Raw genomic sequence first — 16,963 nt, 5'->3', positions numbered from 1 at the left:
GGTTATAACGCCTTTAATGCAGCAAATGCTTTATCTGCAGCAGCAAGTGTTAATTCAAGCTCTTCTTCACCATGAGCCATAGATAAGAAGCCAGCTTCATAAGCACTTGGTGCTAAGTAAACGCCTTCATCAAGCATTAAGTGATAGAAATGACGGAAATGATCCATGTTACATTGAGTCACTTGGTCAAAGCTGGTGATTGGGTTTGTGTCTTCAGTAAAGAAGAAACCAAACATACCGCCCACTTGGTTAATGCTTAATGGAATACCATGCTTATCAGCAGCCGCTTTAAAGCCTTCAGCAATGCGCTTGGTCTTAGCGGTTAATTCTTCGTAAAGGCCAGGCTGACATAATGCGTCCATTTGCGCTAGACCCGCAGTCATGGCAATAGGGTTACCTGATAACGTACCTGCTTGATACACAGGGCCCGTAGGAGCAATGTACTGCATCACATCTTTACGGCCACCAAAAGCACCGACTGGCATGCCGCCGCCAATAACTTTACCTAGCGTCGTAAGATCTGGCTTCACATTGTAGTGGCCTTGTGCACCGCTTTTAGATACGCGGAAACCCGTCATGACTTCGTCAATGATCATTAATGCACCGAACTCATCACAAATTGCACGTAAGCCTTCAAGGAAGCCCTCAACAGGAGGGATGCAGTTCATGTTGCCAGCAACAGGCTCAAGAATGATACAAGAGATAGCCTCAGGATGTTCATTGAAGATAGCTCTAACTGAGTCTAAGTCATTATAAACAGCTGTTAGTGTGTGCTTAGCAAAGTCTTCAGGAATACCAGGAGAGCTTGGTTGACCAAGGGTTAAAGCACCAGAGCCAGCTTTAACTAATAAGCAATCAGCATGACCATGGTAACAACCTTCGAACTTTAAGATTTTGTCACGGTTGGTGAAACCACGTGCTAAGCGAATCGCACTCATTGTGGCTTCAGTACCAGAACTGACCATACGAACTTGTTCGATTGATGGCACCATTTCAATAACTTTTTCAGCCATTTTTACTTCAAGTTCAGTTGGCGCACCAAATGATAAACCGTTCTCTACCGCTTCTAATACTGCTTGGCGGATTTGCGGGTTGTTGTGGCCTAAAATCATCGGGCCCCAAGAACCAACATAGTCGATATATTTTTTGCCATCAGCATCGTAAATATAAGCACCATCAGCTTTTTCGATGAAAAGTGGCGAGCCACCAACACCATTAAAGGCACGGACTGGTGAGTTTACGCCACCAGGGATGGTTTGTTTTGCTTGTTCAAAAAGCGCTTCTGAGCGGGTCATGTGAAATCCTTCTAATTTCTTCAGCTGACTATCTATCAGCTTTTCGTGAATACCAATTAACTGGGCACTCGTGTTGTTTTAACTCGTTTTCAACACCAAGCGTTAACGCAAAAAGTGCCATTCGAATAAGTAGCCCATTGTCCGCTTGTCTGAATATGGCCAGACTTGGGTGGCTATTTAAATCATTATCTAATTCATTTGCTGCCGCGCGTGAGTCACGAGGTAATGGATGCATAATCACAGTATTGGATTTACAGTGTTGCGTGTAAATACTGTGGTTTAATCTAAACTTACCGCGATATTTGTCCGCTTCATCTTGTGATGGGAAGCGTTCTTCCTGAATACGAGTCAGATAGAGTATATCAGCTTGATGTAAATTACCTTCTAACTGATCTGTTATTGTGATCTTATGACCAGCATTTTCAATGTCACTGATCACATAGTCAGGCATTGCTAGGTCAGTTGGGGAAATTAATGTGAATTGAATGTCTTTATACATGCAAAGTAACCGTGATAAAGAATGCACAGTTCGCCCATGTTTTAAGTCACCAACCATCGCGATATGCATTCCGCTAATATCTTGTCCATGATGGCTTAATTCTTTTTGGATGGTAAATAAATCCAGTAGTGCTTGAGTTGGATGCTCGTTTGAGCCGTCGCCACCATTAATGACTGGTACTCGACTGCCTTCGGCAAACTCTTTTACTGAAAAAGGTTCAGGGTGACGCATTGCAATCACATCGGAGTATGTCGATAACACTCTTGCGGTATCGTATAACGACTCACCTTTAGATAAAGATGATGAGCCCATCCCGACTGTTTCTCTAACATGACCGCCAAGTAAGTTAAATGCACAGCCAAAACTGACTCGGGTACGTGTGCTAGGTTCAAAAAACAAATTACCTAAAATTGCACCGTCTAACACCTTAGTGCGCTTTTCTCGTAAAGCGTAAGGCGTCATGTCTTCAGCGACATTAAAAATAGTATTGATTGCATCAAGATCCAGTTGATTAACTGAAAGAATGTGAGAACCGCTAAACTGTGTCATCAGCCTGATTTCCAATTATTAGGAGAATAAATAGGGCTATTTATTCTGTGGTTATGTAGGGTGGCTGAGGCGAGATTTTAACAGAGAGTGAATGAATATTAAATCTCGCTAATGATTATTTATCACTTTTTAGACATAACACAGATTAGCGATACGATAACAATAGGTAATGACGATGAACTAAGAGCAATTCAGTGTTTTGATATACTGATTACACCTGACCTGAGCGGATTTCTTGCCATAGGTTTGCCCAGCTAATAACCCCCACAATATGCTGATTATTGTCTCGGTAAATATACACTTCGCCACGACGCTTAATCGACAGCAACTCATATACTTCATTGAGAGTGGCAGTATCTGGAAATCCTTGCATAACATGGCGTGACAAGGTGGTTGAATCTTCAAAGGATTGCATTTCAAGGCTCAACATTTGAATTTGAGATTCTGCATTTCTGACTAATACCGGTCTGCCTTCTGCCCGTTTCATGACTTCTAGCAATAGATCGTCATTATCATTGACGATAACAAAACGTCTATCCATTAAAGCACGCACGCCTTTTTTCTGTAATCCTTGATTCACCGGTGGGACTTTATATCCAAGCCCCATAATATCCAGCTGTTTTAAAAAGACCGAGCTTGTATTAAAGCCCTGATAGGCAATCAAAAAAGCAGGAATGGTTACAAACATTGCAGGAAGGATGATTGAGGCGTCGTTGGTCAATTCTAATAGTGCAACTAAAGCAGCTAAAGGCGCACTGAGACATACGCCCATCATGGCAGTCATGCCAATGACGGTATATAGCCCCACATATGGTGCAATAGATGGAAAAAATATCGCACTTACTAGTGCGAGTATTGCCCCAATAAGCGCACCAATCCCGTAAAGTGGGCCGATTAAACCACCTGGAATACCAAAGCCTATTGCTGCAATAGTGGCAATAATTTTACCCACTAATAGTGCGAGTAAAAACAGTAAACTCGGATTATCAATAATGGTTGCTTGAATCGCTAAATCACCAGAGCCTAACGCTTGAGGCAAGAACAGTCCAATAAGCGTTGTGACACTTGCTGCTATCATTAAGCGATAAATAAGTGGCCAATGTTGGCCAATTGCCGTCATCTTTAATAATGAATGATTAAACCCTGCGGCTGCGCAGCCAAGTACGATGCCCCCAAGCGCTAGGATGGGGTAATGATCAAGCGGGATACGAGTCACCGTAATGAGATCGTATTCGTGGATGTTACCAAACACCAGTTGGCTTGAAAGTGCTCCGCAAATTGCTGATAGCATAATGGGGAAAAAATAATGGATTTTGTATTCACGGACTATGACTTCAAATACAAATAACACGGCAGCCAGTGGAGCGTTGAAAATGGCGGCGATACCAGCAGCAATACCGCTAGCGCACATAATACGTACACTGTTATCAGGAAGCTTGAATTTTTCAGCAAGGTAACTCGCGCTGGTCGCTCCTAGGTGAATCGCTGGGCCTTCTTTACCCACTGAGAAGTTGGCGATTAAAGCAATGAGCGCTTGAAAAAACTGTCCAGGAGCCGATTGAAGCGGCACTTTGCCATAATGTAGCTTGAAACGATGCAGTACATAAGCAATGCCCATTCGACGGTACCGCTTTGAACCAATGCCTGCTACAACCCATATGAGTAAGGCACCAACAATAGGCAAATAAGTTCGCCAATCACTTACAGCGCTTGAAAAATCTGTTGCTTCTGGAATGGTATGTTCTTGAGCCCAACCCAGCGCAAGCCGAAATAGGATTATGACCCCAGATGCAATAATGGCAAATAGCAGTGCTATGACGCAAAGTTGCGCACTAATCTTCGCTTGAGAAAGCTTATCTCTCAAATCATTACGAAGATATTTGCGTGTCGCAGCTTTGGCGTGAATAATAGCGGCTTTATTTATCTTAATTTGCACTGTATTGCCTAAGATCCATTTAAGGGCGAATTGTTGTCATTGTATTTTATTAAGGGCTTGTTACCTAATGCTAAATTATCATCGCTTGCTTGACCGCTTGCAAGTTCAAGAACGTAAATTTCGCTCGTCTGGCTTATATCTAACTGCACTCATTGCCGTGAGCTTTCTTATTGGTGTGTTAAGCCACACGGTGTTTATTGCTGAGGTGGTGGAACCAGAGCAAACATCGGCAGAAATCACTAGCCTAAATACTGAACTTAAACGTCAATCCCATGTGGTTTCTCGCCTTGAAATGGCATTAGCGATTGAAAAAGAAGCCAATGCAAATATGAAGCAAATGTTCAGTAAACAAATTCAGAAACAGAAAAACCTAGAGCAAGAGTTGGCATTTTATCGCAGCTTGATGTCGCCGGAGAAGGAAGTCGATGGCATTGCCATTCATGGTCTTGAACTTTCTAAAGGTTTATTGCCAAACCGTTATCAATTACGCTTGATTTTAACTCAGCTACAAAAACGTAAAAATAGCGTGAAGGGTGTGGCTGATGTGGTACTTGTTGGCGTTCAAGATAATGAACAAATTGAAATTTCATTAAATGATCTCGACATTGAAAAGTTTAATTTTGGTTTTCGTTACTTCCAAATGTTTGATGCAGAGATTAGCTTACCTCAAGGGTTTGATTTACAGAGAATTAAAGCTGTCGTTCAAGTCAATGCAACCCGAGGTGTGAAAGGGGGACGTATTGAGCAAACGTTTGAGATCGCAGAGTTACTAGAAAGCTAAAAAAGAACTAAGAGTAATACTTGAACAAATTAGTCAGGTAATAGATAATTCCGACCTGAAACTGAAGTAAGAGGTAGTAATGACTGAACAAACAGATGCAGCAATGCCAATTCAATTTACAGACGCTGCGGCAACGAAAGTGAAGGGACTGTTAGAAGAAGAGCAGAACCCTGAATTAAAGCTTCGTGTATACGTAACAGGTGGCGGTTGTTCAGGTTTTCAATACGGTTTTACTTTCGATGAAAAAGTGAACGAAGGGGACTTCACGATTGAAAAGCAAGGAGTTCAACTGGTTGTCGACCCTATGAGTCTTCAATACTTGGTTGGGGGCGAAGTTGATTACACTTCTGGCCTTGAGGGTTCACGCTTTTTCGTTAAAAACCCTAATGCAACAACCACCTGTGGTTGTGGAGCGAGCTTCTCGGTTTAAGCTTTTAACAGTTTACAAGTCATAAAAAAGCCGTCTAAAGACGGCTTTTTTCATATCTGAATGGCAGGGTTTAGCTGTTATTAGCTGATAATATTAAAGTTCATTCTAGGTTTGAACCACTTTAAAACTGCTTTATCAAAACTTATCCATACCTGTATTAATGCAAGTACGATTAAAACTGTAAAGATGACCCAGTCAGATAACACCATTTGCATAAATCCAAAATCAACAGTCGTGGGGCCTGCAACGATATTATCGGGATCATACATGATGGCTGGTAAAGCGCTGTATAACGCGAGTTGTAATATGGCATAGGCTCGCAGCATATAAAGTGCAGCTTTTTGTCTACCAGCAACACCTAGCACCATCATCAAGGTCAATATGCATAATAAAACCCCTTGTTGAGCCATCAAACCGCTGACAGAGGTAATAACATACACACACATTAACGCGATGAGTCGCTTAGGAAAGAGAGGTTTGTCTTGCTCTTGAGGTGCTGGTGCGCTGTCTGTCACTTCTGAAAGTTGATCAGACGTACGGTTGTCAGTGTTAAGTTCAGTTTCTTGTTGAGGGTTGTTTTTATTATCAGTCATAACGCCTTAACTTTATTGTTTATTATTCTTTTGTTTATTACTTCGACAGTTACGCCTTGTTTTACTTCATCATTTGCGCTGCAACGGCTGAGGGCATTAAAAACTAAGCTTATTAAGCACGCTTCATAAATGCTCATTATAAGTACTCATTATAAGTGCACTGATTGAGCATTTAGCCAGCTACAGCGTAAATGATAAAACTCGATTAATGTTTAGCTTGCTTCTTTGGCGTTAAACGTTGGTCAAGTTCATAAGGTGGGATAACAACACCCAGATCTTCTTGAACGGGGAAAACGGCAACAAATAGGTCATCTTCTTCCATACCAGACACCCAACGTTGTTGGAATTCACTTAATGGAATTGATAGTGGTTCACAATCTTTCCACTCTTCAACAGCCCAAAGTTTTGCCGCTTCTTCAGATGGCCACATCGGGATACAATCTTCATCTTCTGTTGTTAGCATGACACAGCCATCTTGATCTTGCAGGCTCCAGATTTGTTGTTCTTGTTTAACTTGCTCAACTAAATAGTCATAGCGTGCTTCAGGGGTCATATTAAGTTGGTCGGCAATTGATTTCATTTTGCTGCTCATGGTTGGCTCTCATAACAAGGTGTCGCAAATGTGGCGTACAGTAACGCAATTGAGTCATGATAACATTGACTGCTAAATTGAAAAAGAAAAGAGCACACTCGGTGCTCTTTGATAGATATAGTCTCACTCAATATATTAATGCTCGGCGGGTTGCTCAAAAAAGCGGAAGATCATACCTGCGAGAATCGCCCCAGCGATTGGCGCAACCCAGAATAACCATAACTGCGACAATGCCCAGTCTCCAACAAAAAGCGCAGGACCAGTACTTCTAGCTGGATTTACAGATGTGTTAGAAACAGGAATACTGATTAAATGGATTAAAGTTAAGCCTAAACCTATGGCAATGGGAGCAAAGCCAGCTGGAGCACGTGCGTCTGTCGCGCCAAGTATGATTAATAAAAAGAATAAGGTCATGACCACTTCTGTGATCAGCACGGATGTCATGCTATAACCGCCTGGTGAATGTTCGCCAAATCCATTTGATGCAAACCCACCTGCAAGACTAAAACCATCTTGACCACTCGCGATTAAAAACAACACCCCTGCACCTGCAATCCCCCCCGCGACTTGGGCAAGGATATATGGCGCTAGTTCCGCAGTCGGGAAACGACCGCCAGCCCATAATCCAAAAGATACAGCTGGGTTTAAGTGGCACCCTGAAATATGACCAATTGCAAAGGCCATCGTAAGAACGGTTAACCCAAATGCTAAGGCAACACCTAATAACCCAATGCCGACATCCGGAAATGCCGCAGCGATAACGGCACTACCACAACCTCCTAATACGAGCCACAAAGTACCAATGAACTCTGCTAACATTTTTTGCTGAATACTCATTTAAATGTCCTTATAAAAATTGAATACTGCTGTTTAAAACACAATTTACGTCCACAAAGAGTTAAGCAGTAAACCTTTATAAATTCAATTGAACATCATTGATAAATTGATGGGAGCTTGAGTGATGCAAATGGGAAGGCTGCAGCGATGTATTTTCATTCGTCGCTGCATCATGTTATTGAGTGAAGGTAATGGTTAATAAGCGCTGTAAAAATTACCTAAAATAGCGGCTCGTTTGGCCCCTGTCACTGCGGGTAAGTTCCCTGTTTTGCCTAATACATGGCGCATTGCAAGCCATGCAAAAGCGATTCCTTCAACCCATTTAGGGTCGATACCAATGTCGCTGGTGGTAGAAAGTGACAATTGAGGCAGTAATTGCTTAAGTCGCTTCATTAACTCTGAATTTAAAGCGCCACCACCGCAGACAAACACTTCTCCATTTTTAGCAATGGCCTGAATGTCGTTAGCAATAGAGTAACAGGTTAAGTCAAGTAACGTGGACTGAATATCAGCAGGTTGCAGATGAGAGAAGTTAGCCAATTGCTGTTCAAGCCACGCCTGGTTAAATAACTCTCGGCCCGTACTTTTAGGGTAATCCAATGCGAAGTAGGGGTGAGATAAAAGTTGCTTTAGAAACGCTGGGTCGGTGTTACCAGAGGCTGCCCATTGTCCTGATTCATCAAAAGGGCGTTGTAACTCTTGATTAATATACGCATCCATCAAAGTATTACCTGGGCCTGTGTCAAACCCAATGACTGCTTCACTGTCTCCATTGAGGTAAGTAATGTTCGCTATGCCTCCAATATTGAGAATAAAGCGGTGACAATCTTTCTGAGCAAAGCTGGCATGATGAAATGCTGGAACAAGCGGTGCGCCTTGTCCACCTAAAGCAATATCTTTACGACGAAAATCTGCAATAACATTAATATCGGTTTCAACGGCGATGGTTTCAGGATCGCCAATTTGCAGCGTAAAGCCTTGCTCTAAATTAGGCATATGCCGAATTGTTTGCCCGTGACTGCCAATGGCAGTAACTGCTGACTTATCAATTCCCGCACGGTCGACTAGCTCATTAACTGCTTGGGCAAATAACAGTCCCATTGCGCGATCTGTTCTTCCCATAATATTAATTTCATCAGAATTTGGGGAGCATAAACGATGTAGGTTATTTAATATATGAGCAGGAATTTCAAGGGTATGAGTTGCTATTAGCTCGATTTGATTATTTGAGAAGTCAACCAATACAGCATCAATGCCATCCATGCTAGTGCCAGACATTAACCCTATGAAGTAACCTGACGACTGCTTGTTGTTGCCGTCAGTTTGAGTTGTGTGAGTTTGTTTCTGAGATATAGCGTTCGTTGCATTCATGGTAATGCTCATTATCTTTGTAGTCATAAAAAAGGCAGCCAATACTCATGGTAAATACTCGCCGTAAATATTAACTTCTAGTATTACGATAAGAGGTGGATTCAAGGCTGCGCATTGAATGCTAGTTTGTCGAGTTACTGGCGTAATGCAATTGCTTGTTTTGCTCGATTTTAGCCATTAATTGCTTACTTAACGCATCAAACTGTGACTTCTCTTTTTTATCAATAGGCTGTGATTTTGGCAGCTTTATTGTGCGGGGATTACGGTGCACACCATTAACGATAAATTCATAATGCAAGTGTGCGCCAGTCACACGGCCCGTTTTACCTAAGGTACCAATAATTTGACCTTGTTTTACGGTATCGCCACGTTTTACTTTTCTTTTGGTTAAGTGCAAATATTTGGTTGTGTAAGTATCGTTATGCTTAATGAAAACATAATTACCGTTGTATTTGTTGTAGCTAGCCTCAACCACTTTACCACGACCTGCAGCTTTAATTGGCGTACCAATAGCGGCAACATAGTCGACACCTCGGTGCGCTTTCACTTGCCCTGTCACAGGGTGTAGTCGGCGCGGGTTAAAATTAGAGCTGACGTACTTAAAATCAACTGGAGAGCGTAAGAATGCTTTACGCATGCTATCACCTGATTCTGAATAATATTCTCCGTCAGTGTATCTAACTGCGGTATATCGTTCGCCTTGGTTGTAAAACTCAGCAGCAAGAATATTCCCTGTGCCGATAAATTGACCATCAACGTATTCTTCTTCAAACATCAGCGCAAAATGATCGTCCTTACGGATATCCAGGGCAAAATCGATATCCCAACCAAAAATGTTTGCCAGTTGCATAATGTGATTTGCTGATAATCCAGCAGTGGCGGCAGCATTCCAAAAGTTACTGCTTATATTGGCTGTGATAAATTTAGTTTCTAAGGTGATGGTTTTAACCGTTACCTTTTCTTCGAATTTATCTTGGTTCTTCGTTATCACCAGGGTGGAAATCTTATCCATCTGATAACTCAGTTGCGTCACTTCGCCCTGAGCATCCTTTGTCACAGTGAGCTCTTCACCGGGCATAATTTTTAATAAATTCTTCTTCGACTTTGGCAAGCGAGTGATTTGATAAACATCTCGCGGTGTTAATCCTGCTCGGTTTGCCAGTCCGCCAAAGGTATCTCCTTTGGCCACTTTATAGCTTTTATGGGACAGTAAGTCAGCTTCTCGATACGGGACTGCGTTTTCTTGGTCTTTTGGGGTTGATAGTAGGGTATTATCCGAAACCGCTAATGGGTCAAGGTTAGCAATAGGATTACTGTCTTTAGATGGCGTTAAGGTATCCGTCTCTTGTCGTGTCATTTCAGACGCTGTGGATTGACGAGATTGGCCTGGCGGAGTGGGCGTTCTAAATGCAAGTGGCACAGAATATTCAGACTGTTTATTTGGTGATGATGACTGAGTATTATCTTGATTAGTGTGTTGTGCATTAATGCGAGCAGAGATATCAACACTACCAGAAGTGACTTGTTTTGACGCTTGGACATCATCAGAGGGGAATAGCACGATAATCATCGTGAAAATTACTAATAAACTGAGTGCAATTTGATGCGCTTTTGGCAGTAATTTGAATAAAGTGATTAACTTTGCCATTGACCTGAGTACCAATTTCTCTTTTTCGTTGTAATCCCCTTAGTGTACACACTTTCAATTAATGTGGCTAACAAGTAACATAGGCCTCTTATTTTTTTAAAGCTGCAGGAGTAGGTGCCGAAATGGCTGATTTAGACCAAGTGTTAGCAGAACTTAAACGTGGTACCGACGAAATATTAGTCGAGTCTGAGCTGCTAGAAAAACTTAAAGAAGGGCGTCCTTTAAGAATTAAGCTAGGTGCAGATCCTACCGCTCCAGATATTCACCTAGGCCACACTGTTATTTTGAATAAGTTACGTGCTTTTCAAGAGCTAGGTCATGAGGTTATTTTCTTGATTGGTGACTTCACCGGAATGGTAGGTGACCCAAGTGGTAAGAATAACACTCGTCCTCCATTAACTCGTGAAGATGTACTTGCAAATGCTGAGACTTACAAAGAGCAAGTTTTCAAAATCCTTGACCCAGCCAAAACTCGCATTGAGTTTAACTCAAGTTGGTTAGAGCCATTAGGTGCTGCTGGTATGATCCGTCTAGGTTCTAAGCAAACCGTTGCACGTATGATGGAACGTGATGATTTTAAAAAGCGTTATGCAGCCGGCCAGTCAATTGCTATTCACGAGTTTATGTATCCTTTACTACAAGGTTACGACTCTGTCGCATTAAAGGCAGATGTAGAATTGGGTGGTACCGATCAAAAATTCAATTTATTAATGGGCCGTGAGCTACAAAAAGCGGAAGGGCAAAAGCCGCAATCAGTCATTATGATGCCGCTATTAGTTGGACTTGATGGCGTTAAGAAAATGTCTAAGTCTGCTCATAACTATATTGGTGTGAGTGAGCCTGCGAATGAAATGTTTGGCAAAATCATGTCTATTTCAGATGATTTAATGTGGAGCTATTTCGAGCTGCTTTCATTCCGTCCATTACAAGAAATTGCCCAGTTTAAAGAAGATGTTACCAATGGTCAGAACCCGCGTGATGTGAAGATTGCTTTAGCAAAAGAAATCATTGCAAGGTTCCATGACCAAGAACAAGCAGATGCAGCACATCAAGAGTTCATCAACCGTTTCCAAAAAGGCGCGATGCCAGAAGATATTGATGAGCTAGACCTTGAAGCTGGTGAAGGCCTAGCGATTGCTAACTTACTTAAAAATGCAGGTTTAGTAGGGTCTACGTCTGATGGCATGCGCATGGTTAAGCAAGGCGCTGTGAAAATGGATGGTGAAAAGCTGACTGATACTCGTCAAGTCTTTGAGGCGGGCGTGAGCGCTGTGTTCCAAGTCGGTAAGCGAAAATTTGCTAAAGTGACTCTGGTTTAATTTGAACTAAACGAGAAACGTTAAACTAAAAAACGACTCAAATGAGTCGTTTTTTTATGTCTTGCTGCCAATAAACCCTGTGGCTACTGTGATTGTAATTGATCAGACATCGTTTGGTAGTCCATTAAATCAACTTGTTCTGTCATCCTTTCAGTATTCAAATCAAATTTAAGCGTGGTAACTCCAGGCACTGCTATTTCAATTATTTTACCTGGTTTGCCAAATTGATCACCTGGACCACGTAAGTGATAATTACCAATTAGGACAACCAATGAGCCAGTATTGAACATATGCTCGATATTGAAACGATACTCTAATACACCTTCGTGAGCACGCTCTAAAAACTCAATGATATGTCGACCACCAGTGTAAGTGACGTTAGCCGTTTTATCGTAAAAAACACTATCACGATTATAAAAACGCCTTAACTGACGATAGTCATGATCGGTTAATGCTTGAATATATTGCACTGCTAATTGTTGTACTTTTGGCATCTCGCCGACAGCGGCTTGTGATGAAAAGCTCATCAAAAAAAGATACGCACTACATAGTAAACCAATTAATCGCACTCAGGGCCTCTTACTTTTTAAATCAAATGCAGGTAAAGACAAATGCCAGCGAATAGCACTTAGGCGAATAATTAAGGTGCTAAACATTGCAAAAAATAATGCGTCAATGCTATCCATTCCGACTTCAATACTCAAGGTATAACAAATCCCGCCTACAATTGATGCAGTCGCATAGATTTCAGTTCTTAAAACCATAGGGACTTGGCGACATAATAAATCACGAATTATACCGCCGCCAACGCCTGTAATTAATCCCATTATCACTGCAGACATACCGGATAATCCGAGCATTAAGGCTTTCTCTGCACCGATAACGGTAAACAGTGCTAATCCAAGTGCATCAGCGACAGGCAAAGTAAGAGTAGGGAGCTTATGGGGCTTTCTAACGAAAATAAAACATGCAAGTACTGTCGCAAGAATAACAATGATGTAATTAGAATCAGTAATCCAAAAAACCGGTGTTGAGCCAGTTATCGCATCTCGAATGCTACCTCCACCAACAGCGGTAACAGATGCGAGAACAATAACGCCAAAAGGATCCATACGGTGTTTACCTGCTGCAAGAGCGCCAGAAAGGGCGAAAACAGCAGTTCCACATAAGTCGAATAGGTATATCCACTCTATGTTAATCATGGTTTCGCTCTGAACTTGCACGTTGCTTTTGGCTAAATTCTTCAATATGGATATTCAATGCATCCACGGATATACGGATTTCGATAACCGATAAGATTAAAGAATAAAGCAAGAACAATAAGCTAACGCCAAAAACAATAGAGCCTGTATGGAAGAAACCTAAATAAATGAAAATCATGCTGATCACACAGATAGCAAAACTTACAACCCCCGCTTCTTGCATGCGTCTAATGATACTGATGCGTTGGCGTAAATTTTTAATTTGCTCGTTATCAACAGGCTTGCCTGAGGCACTCAGGCTGCGGATCAGTGCAGCAAGTGAAAAAAAACGGTTGGTATAGGCTAACAACAATAATGAAATTGCAGGAAATAATAAGCCGGGTGTTGTTAACGAAATTTGGATGTTATCTAACAAAAAGGTTTGCCTCTAAATAGTGCTAAAGCACGTCTAAGTCCGATATGATAACGCTTTTTCGCTAAAAATTACATTGATTGAACCCACCTTAATGCGGTCCATAAAATAGGAATAGCGATGGTAAAAGATAACCAAAAAGTGACAGCCCAAGTCGTTAAGCTAATTGCATTACGGACATCTGCAGTGGTAGGCACTCTTGATGGGTTAATCTTAGTAATACTGACACGATATTCAGTATTTCCTATCGTCATCTTTTGGGGACCACCAAGTTCAATTTGCAGGATCTTTGCGCCAAGATACAAGCTAGAAGCGCCATACACGCCTTGAATGTTCTTTGATTTTTTAAACATCGCGCCAAGATTACTAAGGCCGCCCTGAAGGACTAATGTTAGGTTCCATAACCACTGAGGAACAGCAAATGCGATACGGTTAATCCAGTATACTGTTGCACCAAAGTAACGGTACTGCGGAACGTAATTAGGCCAACAGTGTTCAAGTTGTTTGAATAAATGCAGTAACAATACTAACGGAGTACCACCTAACGCATAGAACAAAATTGTTGCGACAGTGCCGTAACTTGGGGTTATCAGCAACCGTTCTATTGTGGCTTTACATATCCCCATTTCAGATAAACTGGCTGTATTTTGCATTAACCAAGGGGAAAGGTAAGTTTTAGCTAAGCCTTTTTGTCCGTGCTCTAGTGCGCTAATGACATCTTTTGCAACGGGTTTAAATCCAGCGTCACTGATACAGAAATACAGCACGAGAAAGTCAAAAAACCAAGGGTAAGCAGCTAAAGAAAGAATAAAGTAAATAATAAACCAAATCGGTATAACTAATAGCGTGGTAGCCATTATTCCAGCAATTAATTGCTGCTGAGCTGAACGCTGCGGATGGTTTACTTTTTTACTGAGTAGTAAAGCAAATTGATGAAACCACACAATAGGATGTAGTTGGCGAGATAAAGGCGCAACTCTTGAAATTAGCAGCGCCATAAAGAGCACCAAGCAGCTTTTTAGTAAGTTGCCATCTGAGCGAAGCAGTTGTTCATAAAACGTGTTATCAGTGATTATGCTATCAAACATTCATCTTCACCCAGATATGCTAACAATGAATTGCTACAAGACAATTATAGTTGTTTTAATAATGCGATAACCATTAGCGCTGAGTAATGGCCTGCTTTAACAATATAAGAGTCAAAATCAACAGGTGAGTCATTATTTGCATTGTCTGATAATGAACGAATCACGACAAATGGCACGTTAAATTGATGACAAACCTGTGCAATCGCCGCCGCTTCCATTTCACATGCTGCCATTGTCGGGAAATTCTTTAACATGACTTTAGTGCGTTCAGGATCGCAAATAAAGCTGTCACCAGTCGCAATTAACCCTTCAATCACTTGTGCTTCACCTAGGGATGAAATTGCAGATTTAGCGGCATTAACTAACTTTTCATCAGGAATGAAAGCGGCTGGTTGAGAGGCCATTTGGCCAATTTCGTATCCAAATGCGGTAACGTCTACATCGTGATGACGTACTTCTGATGAAATGACAATATCGCCAATATTTAAGCTGTCGACAAAACCACCTGCTGAGCCTGTATTGATAACGGCATCAACCTTAAAGTTATTAATCACTAGTGTCGTTGCAATACTGGCAGCCACTTTACCGATACCTGAACGAGTAACGACGACGTTTTGTCCCGATAATTGACCTTCAACAAATTCGATTCCAGCAACAGTTGAGTGAACTGGATCTGTCATTGTCTCAATTAAATGAGCAACTTCTGGTTCCATGGCGCCGATAATAGCGATTTTCATAATTAAACTCTCAGTATGTGTAATTAGGCCAATGTTAAATGAGAATTGGCAAAAGGATAAAAGGCTTAAATTTGCTAAGGAAGACCGTCAATGGTTCGAACAAGGTTAAGCGGAACTTAATGGGGGCTAATATAGCATAAATGAAATTTGCAGAAGTGATATAGGTAAATTATTTCTAATAAAAAAGCGCATTTCTCAATGCGCTTTTTAGTGTGTTTTAGGTGGATTAACACATTAAAACATGATGTGTTTTTGTTTAAGCATCTTCAAAAGCGTTAAGTATTCCTTGGGCCGCATCACGACCTTCAGCAATGGCTGTTACCACAAGATCTGAACCTCGAACCATATCACCACCGGCAAAGACTTTCGGATTTGTGGTTTGGAACGGATTATCATCAAACTTACTCGCTTTCACTAATCCCCATTCATTGGTTTCAATACCGTAGTCTTTAAACCAAGGGGCAGGGCTTGCTTGGAAGCCAAACGCAATAATAATGGCATCAGCTTCCAGTACTTGTTCACTACCTGGAATGATTTCTGCTTTTTGACGTCCAGATTCATCTGCAGCGCCCATTTGGGTTTCGACACATTCAATTCCAGTTACAACACCATCTTGTTCTTTAATCGCGACAGGTTGGCGATTAAATAAGAAGTTTACCCCTTCTTCACGAGCATTTTGTACTTCACGGCGTGAACCTGGCATATTGGCTTCATCACGACGGTATGCACAAGTGACGTTTTTAGCGCCTTGGCGAACGGCTGTGCGGACACAATCCATGGCAGTGTCACCACCACCTAGTACAACCACATTCTTGCCTTCAAGGCTTTGATATGGATTTTCTGTGCATTGGGTTCCCATTAACTCATGGGTGTTACCAATAAGATACGGTAAGGCTTGAATAACACCTTCACTGTCTTCTCCCGGAAGACGTGCTTTCATTGCCGTATATGTGCCCATACCTAAGAATACTGCATCGTATTCATCTAATAGGGTTTGGAATGGGATGTCTTTTCCTACAGTAACGCCCATCTTGAACTCGATTCCCATTCCTTCAAGAACACCTCGGCGAGTCTGCATGACATCTTTATCTAATTTAAAGGCTGGAATACCGTAGGTAAGCAAGCCACCAATTTGTGGATATTTGTCGTATACAACAGCTTTAACACCATTTCGACTTAAAATATCTGCACAACCTAAACCAGCAGGACCAGCGCCAATGATTGCTACACGTTCTTTACGTGGAGTAACCTTGCTCATATCTGGTCGCCATCCTTGGCTAATTGCGGTATCAGTAATGTACTTTTCAACATTACCAATAGTGACAGCACCAAAGTCATCGTTAAGGGTACAAGCACCTTCACATAGGCGGTCTTGCGGACACACTCGACCACAAATTTCTGGTAGCGTATTGGTTTCGTGGACTAAGTCTGCCGCTTCAAGGATACGCCCTTGTTCAGCTAACTTAAGCCAATTAGGAATATAATTGTGAAGAGGGCACTTCCATTCACAATATGGGTTACCACAATCTAAACAGCGATCAGCTTGCTCTGCCACTTGGGGCTGAGAAAAAGGCTGATAAATTTCGATAAACTGTGTCGAACGCTCTGCTGCAGAGTGTTTAGTGGGATCTTTACGATCTACCTCAATAAATTGAAAATCATTACTCATCTAAA

The 16,963-nt window shown here is 41.7% G+C and carries 17 protein-coding genes; 3 read left to right on the top strand and 14 right to left on the bottom strand.

Translation table 11 applies throughout. From position 1 onward, the window contains the following. Positions 1 to 2 precede the first annotated feature (2 nt). The 3 genes from hemL to AB4128_RS07920 all read right to left on the bottom strand — a co-directional run bounded on the left by hemL (position 3) and on the right by AB4128_RS07920 (position 4,279). The gene (hemL, locus tag AB4128_RS07930; protein WP_055024241.1) at positions 3 to 1,295 is read right to left on the bottom strand and encodes a glutamate-1-semialdehyde 2,1-aminomutase; all 1,293 of its coding nucleotides are present in this window, start codon (positions 1,293 to 1,295) and stop codon (positions 3 to 5) included. 28 nt (positions 1,296 to 1,323) lie between these two features. Then, a complete protein-coding gene (locus AB4128_RS07925) occupies positions 1,324 to 2,343 on the bottom strand; it encodes an aspartate carbamoyltransferase (RefSeq protein ID WP_055024240.1) in 1,020 nt (339 codons plus the stop codon). 211 nt (positions 2,344 to 2,554) lie between these two features. Further along, positions 2,555 to 4,279, bottom strand: a complete 1,725-nt coding sequence (locus AB4128_RS07920) for a chloride channel protein (RefSeq protein WP_065109023.1) — start codon at positions 4,277 to 4,279, stop codon at positions 2,555 to 2,557. 67 nt (positions 4,280 to 4,346) lie between these two features. On the opposite strand from AB4128_RS07920, the gene AB4128_RS07915 reads away from it, so the two are divergent. After that, positions 4,347 to 5,060, top strand: a complete 714-nt coding sequence (locus tag AB4128_RS07915) for a DUF6776 family protein (RefSeq protein ID WP_055024238.1) — start codon at positions 4,347 to 4,349, stop codon at positions 5,058 to 5,060. 79 nt (positions 5,061 to 5,139) lie between these two features. Continuing rightward, entirely contained in the window at positions 5,140 to 5,490 is a 351-nt protein-coding gene (gene erpA / locus AB4128_RS07910) for an iron-sulfur cluster insertion protein ErpA (RefSeq protein ID WP_055024237.1), read from the top strand. Between the two features lie 80 nt (positions 5,491 to 5,570). Here the strand turns inward: erpA and AB4128_RS07905 are convergent, their stop codons facing one another. From AB4128_RS07905 to AB4128_RS07885, 5 genes are all read right to left on the bottom strand, one after another. Then, a complete protein-coding gene (locus AB4128_RS07905) occupies positions 5,571 to 6,083 on the bottom strand; it encodes a hypothetical protein (protein ID WP_225442193.1) in 513 nt (170 codons plus the stop codon). Positions 6,084 to 6,288: 205 nt separating this feature from the next. Then, positions 6,289 to 6,675, bottom strand: a complete 387-nt coding sequence (locus AB4128_RS07900; protein ID WP_055024236.1) for a DUF2750 domain-containing protein — start codon at positions 6,673 to 6,675, stop codon at positions 6,289 to 6,291. Between the two features lie 135 nt (positions 6,676 to 6,810). Then, positions 6,811 to 7,512 (bottom strand): aquaporin Z, encoded by a 702-nt coding sequence (aqpZ, locus tag AB4128_RS07895; RefSeq protein WP_055024235.1) that lies wholly within the window; start codon positions 7,510 to 7,512, stop codon positions 6,811 to 6,813. Positions 7,513 to 7,707: 195 nt separating this feature from the next. Continuing rightward, positions 7,708 to 8,883, bottom strand: a complete 1,176-nt coding sequence (locus tag AB4128_RS07890) for an anhydro-N-acetylmuramic acid kinase (RefSeq protein ID WP_082419965.1) — start codon at positions 8,881 to 8,883, stop codon at positions 7,708 to 7,710. Between the two features lie 121 nt (positions 8,884 to 9,004). Continuing rightward, complete coding sequence (locus AB4128_RS07885; protein WP_372037395.1) at positions 9,005 to 10,531, bottom strand: peptidoglycan DD-metalloendopeptidase family protein; 1,527 nt, start codon at positions 10,529 to 10,531, stop codon at positions 9,005 to 9,007. 122 nt (positions 10,532 to 10,653) lie between these two features. On the opposite strand from AB4128_RS07885, the gene tyrS reads away from it, so the two are divergent. Then, on the top strand, positions 10,654 to 11,850 hold the full coding sequence (tyrS, locus tag AB4128_RS07880) for a tyrosine--tRNA ligase (protein WP_192022322.1): 1,197 nt from the start codon (positions 10,654 to 10,656) through the stop codon (positions 11,848 to 11,850). A gap of 83 nt (positions 11,851 to 11,933) precedes the next feature. Here tyrS and AB4128_RS07875 read toward each other — a convergent pair whose 3' ends face one another. The 6 genes from AB4128_RS07875 to AB4128_RS07850 form a co-directional block, all read right to left on the bottom strand. After that, positions 11,934 to 12,377 (bottom strand): nuclear transport factor 2 family protein, encoded by a 444-nt coding sequence (locus tag AB4128_RS07875; RefSeq protein ID WP_055024361.1) that lies wholly within the window; start codon positions 12,375 to 12,377, stop codon positions 11,934 to 11,936. A 42-nt stretch (positions 12,378 to 12,419) separates the two neighbouring features. Continuing rightward, entirely contained in the window at positions 12,420 to 13,052 is a 633-nt protein-coding gene (locus tag AB4128_RS07870; RefSeq protein ID WP_055024232.1) for a trimeric intracellular cation channel family protein, read from the bottom strand. Beyond that, on the bottom strand, positions 13,045 to 13,467 hold the full coding sequence (locus tag AB4128_RS07865; RefSeq protein WP_080915203.1) for a DUF2721 domain-containing protein: 423 nt from the start codon (positions 13,465 to 13,467) through the stop codon (positions 13,045 to 13,047). Before AB4128_RS07865 ends, AB4128_RS07870 begins: the two co-directional genes overlap by 8 nt. 68 nt (positions 13,468 to 13,535) lie before the next feature. Beyond that, positions 13,536 to 14,552, bottom strand: a complete 1,017-nt coding sequence (locus AB4128_RS07860; protein ID WP_372037394.1) for a cobalamin biosynthesis protein — start codon at positions 14,550 to 14,552, stop codon at positions 13,536 to 13,538. Between the two features lie 44 nt (positions 14,553 to 14,596). After that, a complete protein-coding gene (locus AB4128_RS07855) occupies positions 14,597 to 15,289 on the bottom strand; it encodes a 5'-methylthioadenosine/adenosylhomocysteine nucleosidase (protein ID WP_372037393.1) in 693 nt (230 codons plus the stop codon). Between the two features lie 256 nt (positions 15,290 to 15,545). Then, positions 15,546 to 16,958, bottom strand: coding sequence for an FAD-dependent oxidoreductase (locus AB4128_RS07850; RefSeq protein WP_372037392.1), 1,413 nt, complete (start codon positions 16,956 to 16,958; stop codon positions 15,546 to 15,548). Positions 16,959 to 16,963 lie beyond the last annotated feature (5 nt).

It is taken from the genome of Shewanella sp. 10N.286.52.A9, assembly GCF_041468985.1.
In the GTDB taxonomy this organism is placed as follows: Bacteria; Pseudomonadota; Gammaproteobacteria; order Enterobacterales; family Shewanellaceae; genus Shewanella; species Shewanella japonica.
Note: the sequence above shows the minus strand (reverse complement) of the source record. Positions and strands in the feature narration are given on the sequence as shown.

Bases quoted from the DNA above. Each gene is read 5' to 3' on its own strand.
- hemL (WP_055024241.1), bottom strand. From the start codon at position 1,295: ATGACCCGCTCAGAAGCGCTTTTTGAACAAGCAAAACAAACCATCCCT.
- AB4128_RS07925 (WP_055024240.1), bottom strand. From the start codon at position 2,343: ATGACACAGTTTAGCGGTTCTCACATTCTTTCAGTTAATCAACTGGAT.
- AB4128_RS07915 (WP_055024238.1), top strand. From the start codon at position 4,347: ATGCTAAATTATCATCGCTTGCTTGACCGCTTGCAAGTTCAAGAACGT.
- erpA (WP_055024237.1), top strand. From the start codon at position 5,140: ATGACTGAACAAACAGATGCAGCAATGCCAATTCAATTTACAGACGCT.
- AB4128_RS07905 (WP_225442193.1), bottom strand. From the start codon at position 6,083: ATGACTGATAATAAAAACAACCCTCAACAAGAAACTGAACTTAACACT.
- AB4128_RS07900 (WP_055024236.1), bottom strand. From the start codon at position 6,675: ATGAGCAGCAAAATGAAATCAATTGCCGACCAACTTAATATGACCCCT.
- aqpZ (WP_055024235.1), bottom strand. From the start codon at position 7,512: ATGAGTATTCAGCAAAAAATGTTAGCAGAGTTCATTGGTACTTTGTGG.
- AB4128_RS07890 (WP_082419965.1), bottom strand. From the start codon at position 8,883: ATGAATGCAACGAACGCTATATCTCAGAAACAAACTCACACAACTCAA.
- AB4128_RS07885 (WP_372037395.1), bottom strand. From the start codon at position 10,531: ATGGCAAAGTTAATCACTTTATTCAAATTACTGCCAAAAGCGCATCAA.
- tyrS (WP_192022322.1), top strand. From the start codon at position 10,654: ATGGCTGATTTAGACCAAGTGTTAGCAGAACTTAAACGTGGTACCGAC.
- AB4128_RS07875 (WP_055024361.1), bottom strand. From the start codon at position 12,377: ATGAGCTTTTCATCACAAGCCGCTGTCGGCGAGATGCCAAAAGTACAA.
- AB4128_RS07870 (WP_055024232.1), bottom strand. From the start codon at position 13,052: ATGATTAACATAGAGTGGATATACCTATTCGACTTATGTGGAACTGCT.
- AB4128_RS07860 (WP_372037394.1), bottom strand. From the start codon at position 14,552: ATGTTTGATAGCATAATCACTGATAACACGTTTTATGAACAACTGCTT.
- AB4128_RS07855 (WP_372037393.1), bottom strand. From the start codon at position 15,289: ATGAAAATCGCTATTATCGGCGCCATGGAACCAGAAGTTGCTCATTTA.
- AB4128_RS07850 (WP_372037392.1), bottom strand. From the start codon at position 16,958: ATGAGTAATGATTTTCAATTTATTGAGGTAGATCGTAAAGATCCCACT.